The 12,542-nt window shown below is 74.7% G+C and carries 11 protein-coding genes; 8 read left to right on the forward strand and 3 right to left on the reverse strand.

The genetic code is table 11. From position 1 onward, the window contains the following. Positions 1–215 precede the first annotated feature (215 nt). The 4 genes from HCC30_RS11800 (at position 216) to HCC30_RS11815 (ending at position 3,901) form a co-directional block, all read left to right on the forward strand. On the forward strand, positions 216–953 hold the full coding sequence (locus tag HCC30_RS11800; protein ID WP_169442571.1) for an ABC transporter permease: 738 nt from the start codon (positions 216–218) through the stop codon (positions 951–953). A 3-nt stretch (positions 954–956) separates the two neighbouring features. Next, positions 957–1,679 (forward strand): ABC transporter permease, encoded by a 723-nt coding sequence (locus HCC30_RS11805; RefSeq protein ID WP_169442406.1) that lies wholly within the window; start codon positions 957–959, stop codon positions 1,677–1,679. A 54-nt stretch (positions 1,680–1,733) separates the two neighbouring features. Continuing rightward, the gene (locus HCC30_RS11810) at positions 1,734–2,675 is read left to right on the forward strand and encodes an ABC transporter substrate-binding protein (RefSeq protein WP_169442407.1); all 942 of its coding nucleotides are present in this window, start codon (positions 1,734–1,736) and stop codon (positions 2,673–2,675) included. A gap of 182 nt (positions 2,676–2,857) precedes the next feature. Continuing rightward, positions 2,858–3,901, forward strand: coding sequence for a hypothetical protein (locus HCC30_RS11815; RefSeq protein ID WP_169442408.1), 1,044 nt, complete (start codon positions 2,858–2,860; stop codon positions 3,899–3,901). A 282-nt stretch (positions 3,902–4,183) separates the two neighbouring features. On the opposite strand, the gene HCC30_RS11820 is transcribed toward HCC30_RS11815, so the two are convergent. Beyond that, on the reverse strand, positions 4,184–5,362 hold the full coding sequence (locus HCC30_RS11820; protein WP_169442409.1) for an NADH-quinone oxidoreductase subunit D: 1,179 nt from the start codon (positions 5,360–5,362) through the stop codon (positions 4,184–4,186). A 102-nt stretch (positions 5,363–5,464) separates the two neighbouring features. Between HCC30_RS11820 and HCC30_RS11825 the strand changes: the two genes are divergently transcribed. Continuing rightward, the gene (locus tag HCC30_RS11825) at positions 5,465–5,962 is read left to right on the forward strand and encodes a PH domain-containing protein (protein ID WP_169442410.1); all 498 of its coding nucleotides are present in this window, start codon (positions 5,465–5,467) and stop codon (positions 5,960–5,962) included. An 11-nt stretch (positions 5,963–5,973) separates the two neighbouring features. Beyond that, positions 5,974–7,320 (forward strand): PH domain-containing protein, encoded by a 1,347-nt coding sequence (locus tag HCC30_RS11830; RefSeq protein ID WP_346776591.1) that lies wholly within the window; start codon positions 5,974–5,976, stop codon positions 7,318–7,320. Positions 7,321–7,757: 437 nt separating this feature from the next. On the opposite strand, the gene HCC30_RS11835 is transcribed toward HCC30_RS11830, so the two are convergent. Further along, the gene (locus tag HCC30_RS11835) at positions 7,758–8,729 is read right to left on the reverse strand and encodes an SAM-dependent methyltransferase (protein ID WP_169442572.1); all 972 of its coding nucleotides are present in this window, start codon (positions 8,727–8,729) and stop codon (positions 7,758–7,760) included. A 206-nt stretch (positions 8,730–8,935) separates the two neighbouring features. On the opposite strand from HCC30_RS11835, the gene HCC30_RS11840 reads away from it, so the two are divergent. Together HCC30_RS11840 and HCC30_RS11845 are read left to right on the forward strand one after the other, a co-directional pair. Next, positions 8,936–10,174 (forward strand): histidine kinase, encoded by a 1,239-nt coding sequence (locus tag HCC30_RS11840; RefSeq protein ID WP_169442412.1) that lies wholly within the window; start codon positions 8,936–8,938, stop codon positions 10,172–10,174. A gap of 44 nt (positions 10,175–10,218) precedes the next feature. Further along, positions 10,219–10,902 carry a response regulator transcription factor gene (locus HCC30_RS11845; RefSeq protein WP_169442413.1) on the forward strand — a complete coding sequence of 228 codons (684 nt, stop codon included), beginning with the start codon at positions 10,219–10,221 and terminating at the stop codon, positions 10,900–10,902. 160 nt (positions 10,903–11,062) lie between these two features. Here HCC30_RS11845 and HCC30_RS11850 read toward each other — a convergent pair whose 3' ends face one another. After that, positions 11,063–12,178: a DUF5937 family protein gene (locus HCC30_RS11850; protein WP_169442414.1), complete on the reverse strand. Its 1,116-nt coding sequence runs from the start codon at positions 12,176–12,178 to the stop codon at positions 11,063–11,065. Positions 12,179–12,542 lie beyond the last annotated feature (364 nt).

Consider the following 12,542-nt stretch of genomic DNA (forward strand, 5'->3'; position numbering starts at 1 on the left):
CGTCGGGTTGCGCGTGGGTCGGCTCCGTTCCGGGCCGTGCGCGGGATTCTGCCGCAGCCGCGCCGCCGGTGCCGTGAAGGGGATGTTGCGGACGTGTGGCCGTCCGGTCCGGTTGTCGGTGCCGGGCGATAGTGTCCGTCGTCAGTGTCCGGCCCCTGCACGGGAGATGAGCGCACATGGGCGGTGTGAACGGCCTGCACGGTGCTGCCGCACTGATGGCGGGCCCGGGGGAGAGCTGCCTCTCGGCGAACGACTGGATCTGCGGCGAGTACGTCCGTACGCGGGTGCCCGAGCTGACGGAGGCCACGCTCCAGCACGTCGGCATCACCCTCGCCTCCGTCGGCATCGCGCTGCTCGTCGCCTTCCCGCTGGCGCTGCTCGCGCGCCGGGGGCGGGGCGCGGCCGCGTCCGTGCTGGGGCTGACGACGGTGCTGTACACGGTGCCCTCGCTGGCGATGTTCGCGCTGCTGCTGCCCGCGTTCGGGCTGTCCGCCTCGGTCGTCGTCGCGGGGCTGGTGCTGTACTCGCTGACGGTGCTGGTGCGGAACATCCTCGCGGGCCTGGACGCGGTGCCGGCCGAGGCGCGGGAGGCGGCGCGCGGGATGGGGTACGGGCCCGCGCGGCTGCTCTTCGAGGTCGAACTGCCGCTCGCGCTGCCCGCGTTGATGGCGGGGCTGCGGATCGCGACGGTCTCGGCGGTGTCGCTGACCACGGTCGGCGCGATCGTCGGCTTCGGCGGCCTGGGGAACCTCATCTACGACGGCATGGACAGCTTCTTCAAGGCCCAGGTGCTGACGGCCTCGGTGCTCTGCGTCCTGCTGGCCCTGCTCGCCGACGTGCTGCTGCTGGCCGTGCAGCGCGCGCTGACGCCGTGGACGCGCGCGGGTGCCGGGCGCCGGAGACGGACGGTCGCCGCCGGGGAGAGTCCGGCCGGCGCGGGAAGGGCGGGCTGAGCGATGGGCTTCTTCCTCGACGCGTGGTCCTGGCTGACCACGGCCGCCAACTGGCAGGGGAACAACGGCGCCTGGCGGCGCCTGCTGGAGCATCTGTACTTCACGGGCGTCAGCCTCGCCCTGGCCTGCCTGATCGCGCTGCCGGTCGCGCTCTGGCTCGGGCACGTCGGGCGGGGCGGCGCGCTGGCGGTGAATCTCTCCAACATCGGCCGCGCGGTGCCCACGTTCGCGGTGCTGGTGCTGCTGACGCTCAGCCCGCTCGGGGCCGAGGGGGACTGGCCGACGATCATCGCCCTCGTCCTCTTCGCCGTCCCGCCGCTGCTGACCAACGCGTACGTCGGGATGCGCGAGGCGGACCGGGGCGTGGTCGAGGCCGCGCGCGGCATGGGGATGTCCGGCGGCCAGCTGCTCACCCGGGTCGAACTGCCGCTCGCCTTCCCGCTGATCGTCACCGGCGTGCGGACGGCCGCCGTCCAGGTCGTGGCCACGGCGACGCTGGCGGCGCTGCCGGGCGGCGGCGGCCTGGGCCGGATCATCACGGCGGGCTTCGGGCGCTACAACACCCCGCAGGTGGTGGCGGGTGCCGTGCTCGTCGCGGCGCTGGCGCTGCTGGTCGAGGCCGCGCTGCTGGCCGCCGAGCGGCTGCTGGACCCGATGCGGAGGCGCAGGCCGGGGCCTGCGGTGGACCACCGGGCTGCCGAGGAGGTGCCGGTGCGTGAGGGCTGATCGCGCAGTTCCCCGCGCCCCGGGCGGGGCCCGTACACGACCGAGGAGTTGAGGATGAAGGTGCCGGTGAGGCGGGCCGCGGCGGCCGTGGCGGCGGGTGCGCTCGTGCTGACGGGGTGCGGCGGCAAGAGCCTGGAGGAGACGGGCGGGGAACGGGCCGGCGGCGGGAACGCGCTGGTGATCGGCTCGGCCGGGTTCACCGAGTCCGAGATCATGGCCGAGCTGTACGCGCAGGTCCTCGCGGACGCCGGTTTCGGCACCTCGATCCGGAAGCTCCAGAACCGCGAACTGTACGAACCGGCCCTGGCGAAGGGCCAGATCGACGTCGTCCCGGAATACGCGGCGACGCTCGCCGAATTCCTCAACGCGCGGAAGAACGGCCCCGACGCGAAGCCCGTCGCCTCCAACGACGTGGACGCCACCGTCGCGGCACTGGAGAAACTGGCCCGGCCGCGCGGGATCGAGGTGCTCGCCGCGGGCCGCGCCGTCGACCAGAACGCCTTCGCCGTCACCGCCGCGTTCGCGAAGAAGCACAGGCTGCGCACGCTCAGCGACCTCGGCAGGTCGGGCGAGAAGGTGAAACTCGCCGCCGGTGACGAATGCGAGGAGCGCCCGTTCTGCGCCCCCGGCCTGCGGAAGGTGTACGGCGTCGACGTCACCGAGGTCGACCCGAAGGGCGTCGGCACGGTGCAGGCGAAGCAGGCGGTCAAGAACGGCACCGACCAGCTGGTGCTCACCACGACCACGGACGCGACGCTGAAGGAGTTCGGCCTGGTGCTGCTGGAGGACGACAAGGGCCTGCAGAATGCCGACAACGTGCTGCCTGTCGTGAACGCGAAGGACGCCGGGAGGAAGGACGTCATGGCGCCTCTCGACAAACTCACCCGCGTCCTCACCACCGAGGAGCTCGCCGGACTCAACCGCAGGGTGGACCAGGACCGCGAGAAGCCCAAGGACGTCGCCGAGGAATATCTCCGTTCCAAGAACCTTGTGTGAAGGGAGTGTTGAGCGGCTGCGCGGCGACGGCGAAGAAGGTCGGATGAGAGGCGCCGGACCGGGGTAGCAGGGAACGGTGAGGCGTCGGGCGTGTGTCCCGCGCGGGGCGCCGGGTTGTGAGGACGTAACGATGCCATTCGCCCGGTGTCGGTCGTCCCGCCGCACACGGTAAATTCCCGTCTATGTCACGTGGACGTCACCGTCACTCGCCGCCCCTGCACCGGATTCTGGCCCCGGCTTCCGTCGCGGCCGCCGCTCTCGCCTGCGCCGGTGGCGCCTGGCTGTTCGGGGAACCCGGGGTCGGCGACGTCGAGACGGTCGTCCTGCGCGGGCTGACCGCCGTCGCCGCCGCCGCTGCCGTGACCGGGGCCGTGCTGCTGCGCCGCTGGGACCGGGCCGCCGGCAAGGCCCTCGGCGAGTCCAAGGCCAAGCTGGCCGGCACCGAATGGCGGGCCGAGGAGCGGCAGGCCGAGCTGGAGGGCGAGCTGGACGAGGTCCGCGAGGCCAGGGACGGCATGGCGCGCAAGGTCCGCGAGAAGCGCGCCGAGCTGGCCAGGCTCCGTACCGAGCACGCCGACCTGCTGCGCCGCTACGCGCACGCCGAGGCCGAGCGCGCCGGCGCCCTGGAGGGCCGCAGGCGGCTGGAGCTGGAGTCCGGCGCCCCGGCGAAGGTCCTCACCGCGGGCGCCACGGACCACCGTTCGGCCTCGGGCGCCCCGACCCCGCTGACGTACGTGCAGGCCGACGAGGCGCTCAAGGCGCTGCTGCGCAGCGGCGCCAGGCAGCGGCGGGCGCGTGAGCGGGAGGCGGCGCGGGAGCGGCTCGTGCCCGCGCCCGGCGCGGGGTCGACGGCCTCGGCCGTGGTCCCGCCGCGGCCGGCGCCGGCGCCCCCGGGCCCCGCGCCCGCTCCGGGCGGTGCGCTCGGCCCGCGCCGTGCGGTGACGCCGGCGGCCGCGTCGCCGTCCGTACCGGAGCCCGTGCGGGCGCCCGACTCCGGCGAGCAGCCGGAAGCGGACCGGTCCGAGGAGCAGCGGCGTCCGGGCCCGGCGTTCGACTTCTTCGGTGGCGGCTCGGTACGCCGCAAGCGGGGCCAGGCGCCCGAGCGCACGGCGAAGCCGGCCGCGCCGGAGGCCGGAACGGAACCCGAGGCGGAGGCGGCCGAGCCGGAGACGTCGCCGAAGACGGCCGACGGCGCGCAGACCGACCGCGAGCTGCGCACCGCCTGAACCGGAACGGCCCCGAAAGGGGCGCGGGGAACTGCGCGCGCAGCGGGCACGCACCCGCACCCGCCGCTGTACGGAGAAGGGGCACCCCCAGAAGCGGGCACCCCGCGCCGGGGCTGCGCTTGCCAGCCCTGCGCCTTGGCGCAGACCTCCCAAGCGCGGGCGGAACGGCCCCGAAAGGGGCGCGGGGAACTGCGCGCTCGGCCAGGACGCGCCCGCACTCGGCGGAGCACCGTGGGGGGCAGCACCGCACCCCGTAACGCGAGGCGCCCCGGCAGGGCCCCGCTACTTGTCGATGTCGCCCACGACGAAGAAGAACGAGCCCAGGATCGCCACCATGTCGGCCACCAGCGTGCCCGGCAGCAGGTGGGACAGGGCCTGGATGTTGTTGAACGAGGCGGAGCGCAGCTTCAGCCGGTAGGGCGTCTTCTCGCCCTTGGAGACGAGGTAGTACCCGTTCAGCCCGAGCGGGTTCTCCGTCCAGGCGTAGGTGGCGCCCTCGGGGGCCTTCAGCACCTTCGGCAGCCGCTGGTTGACGGGGCCCTGCGGGAGCGCGTCGAGCCGGTCGAGGCAGGCCTCGGCGAGCTCCAGCGAGTTGTGCGTCTGCTCCAGCAGCACCTCGAAGCGGGCGAGGCAGTCGCCCTCGGTGCGGGTGGACACCCGCAGCACGTCCTGGAGTTCGCCGTACGCCAGGTACGGCTCGTCCCGCCGCAGGTCGAAGTCGACGCCGGAGGCGCGGGCGATCGGCCCGCTCACCCCGTACGCGTGCACGGCCTCGGGGCTGAGGACGCCGACGCCGCGGGTGCGGCCGCGGAAGATCTCGTTGCCGACGACGAGCCGGTCGAAGGTGTCCATCCGGGAGCGGACGTCGGCGATGGCCTGCCGGGCGCGCCCGTGCCAGCCCGCGGGCAGGTCCTCCTTCAGGCCGCCGACGCGGTTGAACATGTAGTGCATCCGCCCGCCGGAGAGCTCCTCCATCACGTTCTGGATCTCCTCGCGCTCCCGGAACGCGTGGAAGACCGGCGTGATGCCGCCCAGTTCCAGCGGGTACGAGCCGAGGAACATCAAGTGGTTGAGGACGCGGTTGAGTTCGGCGAGGAGCGTACGCAGCCACACCGCGCGCTCGGGCACCTCCATGCCCGTCATGCGTTCGACGGCCATGACGACGCCGAGCTCGTTGGAGAAGGCGGACAGCCAGTCGTGCCGGTTGGCGAGCACGATGATCTGCCGGTAGTCGCGCGCCTCGAAGAGCTTCTCCGCGCCCCGGTGCATGTAGCCCACCACCGGCTCGGCCGAGGCGATGCGTTCGCCGTCGAGCACGAGCTTCAGGCGCAGCACGCCGTGGGTGGAGGGGTGCTGCGGGCCGATGTTGAGCACCATGTCGGTGCTCTCGGCCGCGCCGCCGATACCGACCGTGGTCTCCGTCGTCCCGGCTGCCGCCCCGGTCGTCGCCGTGTCCGTCATGATGCCTACTTTCGCAGCTCCTCCCGTGGGAGGTGGTCCCGGCCTCAGGGTTCGTCCTCAGGCAGTACGCGAACTGTCATGATCCCGCCTAATCTGGCCCGCATGACAACGGGGACGGAAGCCGCGGGCGGGGAAGAGACCGGTGCGTGGCGGGGGGCCGAGCCGGGGCTGCTGCGGCTGCGATGGCTGCTGCTGCTGTGCTGCGGGCTGCCGGTGACGGCGGCGGCGGGGATCGTGCCGGGGCTGCTGCTCGGCCCGGCCTGGGCGGCGCTCGCGCTGCCGCCCGCCGCGCTCACCGCCTGGGGCCGGGGCGCGCTGGCCAGGAACTGGCGCTCGTGGCGGTACGCGGAGCGCGCCGACGACCTGCTCGTCGGGCACGGCGTGCTGTGGCGCAAGCTGACGGTCGTGCCGTACGGGCGGATGCAGCTCGTCGAGGTCACCTCCGGGCCGCTGGAGCGCCGCTTCGGCCTCGCCCGGCTCGTGCTGCACACCGCGGCCGCCACCACCGACGCCACCGTCCCCGGCCTGACGCCCGACGAGGCGGAGCGGCTCCGGGACCGGCTGACGCGGCTGGGCCAGGCGCGCTCGGCCGGGCTGTGAGGGGAGACGCCGTGCCGGAGAACGCCTCGCTGGCCCGCCTCCTCCCGGCCCGCCCCGAGGGCAGGCCGCTGCACCCGGTCACGCCCTGGCGCCGGGCCTGGGCGCCCGTCGCCGGTATCGCCGCCTTCGCGGCGCAGGACTTCGAGCGCACCCGCGAGTGGGCCGGGCACCTCTCGCTCGGCTGGCTGCTGCTGGCCGTGGCGGTGCTGCTGCCGGTGGCCGCCGGGTACGGCTTCCTGTCCTGGTGGTGCACCGCCTATCTGGTGACGGACACCGAACTCCGCATCCGCACGGGCCTGTTGTTCCGCCGCACCTCGCACATCCGGCTGGACCGCATCCAGGCGGTGGACGTCGGACGGCCGCTGCTGGCGCGGCTCGTCGGGGTCGCGAAGCTGAAGCTGGACGTCGTCGGCACCGAGTCGAAGGACGAGCTCGCCTTCCTCGGCGAGGCGGAGGCCGTCGCGCTCCGTGCCGAACTCCTCGCCCGTGCCGCCGGGATCGCGCCCGAGGCGGCGCCCGCCGCGGGGGAGGCACCGGCGCGGGAGATGCTCCGCGTCCAGCCCCGCACCCTCGTCGTCGGGCTGCTGCTGATCGGTACGGGCTGGGGCGCGCTGGCCGCCGCCGTGGCCGTGCCGACGCTGATCTACCTGGCCAGCCACAGCCTGTTCGCCGCGCTCGCCACCGCGCTGCCGTTCCTCGGCGGGCTGTGGAAGGGCAGCCTGGGGCGCTTCCTGCGGGAGTACGACTGGGCGGTCGCCGAGTCCCCGGACGGCCTGCGCATCGACCACGGGCTGCTCGACCGGGAGCACGCGACGGTGCCGCCCGGCCGGGTCCAGGCCGTACGCCTGGTCGAGCCGCTGCTGTGGCGGCGGCGCGGCTGGGTGCGGGTCGAACTCGACGTCGCGGGCGCGGACAAGGAGGAGGGCAGCGGTGTGCTGGTGCCCGTCGCCTCCTGGGAGGAGGCGCGGGGCGTCCTCGCGCGGGTGCTGCCCGGCACCGACCTCGACGCGGCGCGGGCCGCGCTGGAGCCCGCACCCGAGCGCTCCCGCTGGTGCTTCCCCGTCTACCGGCGCGGCTACGGGCACGGCGTCACGGGCTCGGTGTTCGTCACCGGCGCGGGGCTGCTGCGGCGGCGCACCACGCTGGTGCCGCACGCGAAGGTGCAGAGCGTCCGGCTCCGGCAGGGGCCGTGGCAGCGGCGGTTGCGGCTCGCGGACGTCGCCGTCGACCACGGCGCGAACGGCCACACGACGGCGCGGCTGCGGGACGCGGACGGGGCGCACGCGCTGGTCCGTGCCCAGGCGGAACGCTCCCGCACGGGGCGCCGCGAGGCGGCGCCGGAACGGTGGTTGCTCTAGCGCCCGAAGGGGCGCGGGGAACTGCGCGAACGGCCACGACGGGGCCGCGGTCCGCGACGCGACCGGAAGGGGCACCCCCTCATCGGTGGGCGCACCCCGCGCCGGCCCCGCCCGCCGGTCCGGGGCTGCTCCCTCCGGTTGCGTCGCGGTCCACCGGCGCGTCGTGCTCGCTCGCGCCGTTCCCCGCGCCCCTTCATCGCGGGGTCACCCCGCGCTTGGGAGGTCTGCGCCGAGGCGCAGGGCTGGCAAGCGCAGCGCCCGCCACGACGCGGGGTGCGTTCTGCCGTCACCGGTCCGCACCCGCCGTCGGGGCCCGGGGTTTGCGCAGTTCCCGGCGCCCCTTCATCGCGGGCTCGTCTCGCTTGTTCCGGTGCGGCGCCGTCGTGGCTCGGGTCTTCGCGCCGTTCCCCGCGCCCCCACGAGCGCCCGGCGCGGCCTCAGAGCACTCCTGCCCCCGTCCCCTGGAGGAGCCAGGTGAAGGTGCCGAGGCCGGTGGGGGAGGTGAGTTCGGCGGCCTCGCCCGCTGTGCTCAGGGCGCGTACGTAGGCGGCCGGGTCGGTGGAGGCGAGGGTGAGGGGCGGCCGTTCGCCGGTGACGCCGAGTGCGTGCAGCGCCTCGCGCTGCCGCAGCAGCCGGAACGGGACGTCCGGGCTCGCGGCCGCGCACGCGTCGAGCGCGACGTGCGCGGTGAGGTCGCTGCCGCCGTCCGGTACGGGCGGGACCTCGCGGCCCGCGCGGAACCCGGTGAGCGTGCCGAACGGGGGCCGCTCGCCGAGGAGATGGGCGTAGTCGACGGCGACGGCCAGCCCGTCCCGCAGGGTGCCGACGGCCGCCGCCCACGCCTCGTCGCGCAGCCGGCCGCACTCGGCGCGGGTGCCCTCCTCGGCGCCGTCGAGCGGCCACCAGCGGGCGAGCCACTCCGCGTCGGCGGCCGGCAGCGGCTGCTCGGACTCCTCCTCGGTGCCGTCGGCCCGTACCCGCAGCGCGCGGGGGCGGCCGTCGGCACCGGTGCGGACGACGTCGACGGGGACGTTGTCCAGCCACTCGTTGGCGAACAGCAGGCCGCGTACGTTCTCGGGCGGCCGGTCGGTCCAGGTGATGCGCGGGTCGAGTCCCTCGGGGCGGGAGGCGCGCTCGACGGCCCAGGGGCGTACCCGGGCGGCGGTCTCGTCCGGCAGCGCGGCCAGTACCCCGGTCAGCAGTTCCGCGCGCCCGGCGCCCAGGTCGACCAGGGCCAGCTCGTCCGGGTGCCCCAGCGCCGCGTCGACCCGGAGCAGCAGGCGGGCGACGGCGGCGGCGAACAGCGGCGAGGCGTGCACGGAGGTGCGGAAGTGGGCGCCGGGTTCCTCGCGGACGAAGAAGCCGGTGGGGCGGCCGGGGCCCGCGGGCCCGTACAGTGCCCTCTCCATCGCCTCCGACCAGGGGAGACTCCCGTCGAAGGTGATCCTGCCGTCGTCCCCGGTCCCGTCCCAAGCGCTCACGGGTCGCAGCGTAGACGGCCCCGGGCCTGGGCCTCGCGGAGGGCGGGCCTCCACCTTGGGGAGTAGGCGCGGGTGCCGCGGATCGACCGTCCGGTTGACCCGTGCACGCACCGGGCGTCCATACGCTGGAACACGTGAACCGCCTCTACGACTTCTTCCGCAGGCACCCCATGTGGGTGGACGGCTTCTGGGCCGTGCTCCTGCTGTTGCTGTCGGCGATGTGGCTGCTGGCGAGTCTGGATACGGACTCCCAGGGGCTGCCGAGAGGCCCCAAGGAACAGATCGCCTCGATCCCGATCGCGCTGGCCCTCTCCACGGTCGTCGCGCTGCGCAGGCGGGTCCCCGAGAAGATGCTGCTGCTGGCGATCGCGACGGGCGTGGCCCAGCTGGTCACCAACGTCGAGCCGAATCCCGGCAACTTCTCCTTCCTCGTGATCATCTTCACCGTCGCCTCGCGGCACACCCGCTGGGCGTCCCGGGTCGCGCTCGTCGGCGCCGTCGTCGCGCCCACGCTCACGGTGGTGCGCTGGCCCTCGCCCGGCGGCAGCATCAGCAACGACATCTTCCCGACGGTCTTCCTGACCATCACCTTCGTCCTCGCCTGGGTCATGGGCGACTCGCTGCGCACCCGCCGCGCCTACTACGCGCAGCTGGAGGAGCGGGCCCGGCGGCTGGAGAAGGAACGCGAGGCGCACGCGCAGATCGCCGCCGCCGCCGAACGGGCCAGGATCGCCCGCGAACTCCACGACGTGGTGGCGCACAACGTCTCCGTCATGGTCGTCCAGGCCGACGGCGCCGCCTACGTGATGGACACCGCGCCCGAGCAGTCCCGGCAGGCGCTGGAGACGATCTCCGGCACCGGACGCCAGGCCCTCGCCGAGATGCGCCGCCTGCTCGGCGTGCTCCGCACCGGCGAGGGCGGCGCGGCCGGGGCGCGCGAGGGCGGCGACGCGTACGTGCCGCAGCCGGGCGTCGAGCAGCTCGCCGAGCTGGTCGAGCAGGTGCGCGGCACGGGGCTGCACGTCGACTTCGGCATCGAGGGCACCCCGCGCCCGCTGCCCAGCAGCGTCGAGCTCACCGCGTACCGGATCGTGCAGGAGGCGCTGACCAACTCGCGCAAGCACGGCGGCCCGGACGTCGGTGCCAACGTCCGGCTCCGGTACGGAGGCGAGCAGCTCGCGCTGCTCGTCGAGGACGACGGCCGGGGCGCGCTGCACGAGCTGTACCAGAGCGGTGGCAAGGACGGCCTCGGGCACGGGCTGATCGGCATGCGGGAACGCGTCGGCATGGTGGGCGGCATCCTGGAGGCCGGGCCGCGCACGGGCGGAGGCTTCCGGATCAACGCGGTCCTGCCGCTGAAGGCGGCAGACTGACCGCCGCTCACCGTCCGTACAACCCACCCCGGAGGAACCGCCCCATGACGATCCGCGTGATGCTCGTCGACGACCAGGCGCTGCTGCGCACCGGCTTCCGCATGGTGCTGGCGGCGCAGCAGGACATGGAGGTCGTCGCCGAGGCCGGGGACGGCGCCGAGGCCCTCGCCACACTCCGCGAACAGCCGGTGGACGTGGTGCTGATGGACGTACGGATGCCGCAGGTCGACGGCGTCGAGGCCACCCGCCGCATCTGCGAACAGGGCGAGGGCGGGCCCGGCGATCCGAAGGTGCTCATCCTCACCACCTTCGACCTGGACGAGTACGCCTTCTCCGCGCTGAAGGCGGGCGCCAGCGGCTTCATGCTCAAGGACGTCCCGCCGTCCGACCTGCTCGCCGCGATCCGGGCCGTGCACAGCGGCGACGCGGTCGTCGCGCCGAGCACCACGCGGCGGCTCATCGACCGCTTCTCCACGGTGCTGCCCGCCGCGACGCCGGAGCCGCTCGCGAAGGAGCTGGCGAAGCTGACGACGCGGGAGCGGGAGGTGCTGCAGCTCGTCGCGCAGGGGCTGTCCAACGGGGAGATCGCCGGGCGGCTGGTGCTGTCGGAGGCGACCGTGAAGACGCATGTCGGGCGCATCCTCACCAAGCTGGAGCTTCGGGACCGGGTGCAGGCGGTGGTGGTCGCGTACGAGACGGGGCTGGTCCGGGCGGGGTCCGGGGGCTGACGCCGGTTTCCCGGGCCCGCCCCGCTTGGGAGAACTGCGCCGTAGGCGCAGGGCTGGCAAGCGCAGCGCCCGCCCCGGCGCGGGGTGCTCCATGCCGTCACCGGCCCGCACCCGCCGTCGTGGCTGGTCGCGCAGTTCCCCGCGCCCCTTTCGGGGCGCGTCAGCGCAGGACCGTTTCGAGGAAGTCGCTGCCGAGGCGGGCGACCGAGGTCAGGTCCAGGCGGTGCTGGACGTACCGGCCGCGCCGGCGCGTGGTGACCAGGCCCGCCTCCTTCATCACCTTCAGGTGCCGCGAGACCTCCGGCGCCGTCAGCCCGAAGGTGTTCGCCAGCTCGCCCGTGGTGTACGGCGCACGGGCCAGGCTCAGGCACAGCCGCATCCGCTGCGGGTGCGAGAGCGCCTCCATCCGCCGCCGCATCAGGTCGAGTTCGACGGGCTGCGGCAGCTCGGCGCCCACCACCGGGTAGGTGACGACGGGACGCCAGCCCGGCGCGTACAGGGCCAGCAGGTGCGGCCAGCCCAGCGCCGTCGGCAGGAACGTCAGGCCGGGGCCGCCGGGCAGCGCCGGGTCCACGGCCGTCGTCCGGCCCTGCGTCAGCTTGTCCACCACGACCCGGCGGCGCGGATCGTCCGGCAGCGGCTCCTCCACCGACAGCGCGGCCGAGGCCGAGGACAGCGCCTCGGCCAGGCCCTTGTGCTGGAGCAGCTCCGTCTTGTGCCGCGCGTCGGCGGCCAGTTGGACCCGGGTGCGCTGCCACAGGTCACGGAAGAACGCCTGCTCGCAGTCCTCCAGCAGCCGCCGGATCCACTTCCGTACGGTGCCGGGCTCGTCCATCAGCCGCACCGCGAACTGCGCCTGGCGCGGGCCGCGCGCCGTGGCCCGCTCGATGGCCAGCCGCCGCTGCGTCCCGTCGACCAGCGGTGAGGGGCTGCCCTGCGAGTACGAGCCGCCGCAGGAGATCTCCAGCGCGGAGGCGACGAACCGCTCGTCGTCCAGCTCGTCCAGCCGGTCCAGCTCCTCCTCCAGGGTGGCGCCCGGCTGCGGCGGCAGCAGGATGTCGGCGCGGGTGGAGCGCCACAGGAACTCGGCCTGGTGCAGCCGGTCCGCGAGCGCGGGGTCGAGCCCGGAGGCCGTCGCCGTCGCCCAGCCGTGCAGGCCGGGGTGGTGGCCCGGCTCGGCCAGTACGTGCAGGGCCGCGCCGAGTTCGGCGAGCGGGGACGGGGCGAAGACCACGCGTTCGTCGGGCAGTCCCGTGATGTCGATGCTGACGGCCATCGGTTCCCTCGTCCTCCCTCGTGACGGTGTTCCGTCATTGTGTGCCGCGTACGGGCGGGTGCCGCACGTCGATTGACGGGGCTCGTCAATCGACGTGCGGGGCGGTGCGGGGCCGCGCAGGCTCGGAGCCATGAGCCTCATGGACCAGCACACAGTCGATGTCCACCGCTCCGCCCAGCGCGGGGAGCCGGGGCCGCCGCCGCCCGGCGCGTACGAGGCGGCCTTCCTCCGCCGCGCCTGGCACGCGTTCCGCGCGCGGCGCGGGGGGAGGGGGCGCCGGGGGTTTTACGGGCGGGCGGCGTAGGGGCCGCTCCCGGCGCGGGGTGGCTGATGCCGTCCCGGGGCCGGGGGTTCGCGCAGTTCC

Origin of the sequence: Streptomyces sp. HNM0574 (assembly GCF_012726235.1) — a bacterium.
Classification (GTDB): domain Bacteria; phylum Actinomycetota; class Actinomycetes; order Streptomycetales; family Streptomycetaceae; genus Streptomyces.

Excerpts from the sequence above, each read along its gene's own strand:
- HCC30_RS11800 (WP_169442571.1), top strand. The coding sequence starts at position 216 with ATGGCGGGCCCGGGGGAGAGCTGCCTCTCGGCGAACGACTGGATCTGC.
- HCC30_RS11805 (WP_169442406.1), top strand. The coding sequence starts at position 957 with ATGGGCTTCTTCCTCGACGCGTGGTCCTGGCTGACCACGGCCGCCAAC.
- HCC30_RS11810 (WP_169442407.1), top strand. The coding sequence starts at position 1,734 with ATGAAGGTGCCGGTGAGGCGGGCCGCGGCGGCCGTGGCGGCGGGTGCG.
- HCC30_RS11815 (WP_169442408.1), top strand. The coding sequence starts at position 2,858 with ATGTCACGTGGACGTCACCGTCACTCGCCGCCCCTGCACCGGATTCTG.
- HCC30_RS11820 (WP_169442409.1), bottom strand. The coding sequence starts at position 5,362 with ATGACGGACACGGCGACGACCGGGGCGGCAGCCGGGACGACGGAGACC.
- HCC30_RS11825 (WP_169442410.1), top strand. The coding sequence starts at position 5,465 with ATGACAACGGGGACGGAAGCCGCGGGCGGGGAAGAGACCGGTGCGTGG.
- HCC30_RS11835 (WP_169442572.1), bottom strand. The coding sequence starts at position 8,729 with ATGGAGAGGGCACTGTACGGGCCCGCGGGCCCCGGCCGCCCCACCGGC.
- HCC30_RS11845 (WP_169442413.1), top strand. The coding sequence starts at position 10,219 with ATGACGATCCGCGTGATGCTCGTCGACGACCAGGCGCTGCTGCGCACC.
- HCC30_RS11850 (WP_169442414.1), bottom strand. The coding sequence starts at position 12,178 with ATGGCCGTCAGCATCGACATCACGGGACTGCCCGACGAACGCGTGGTC.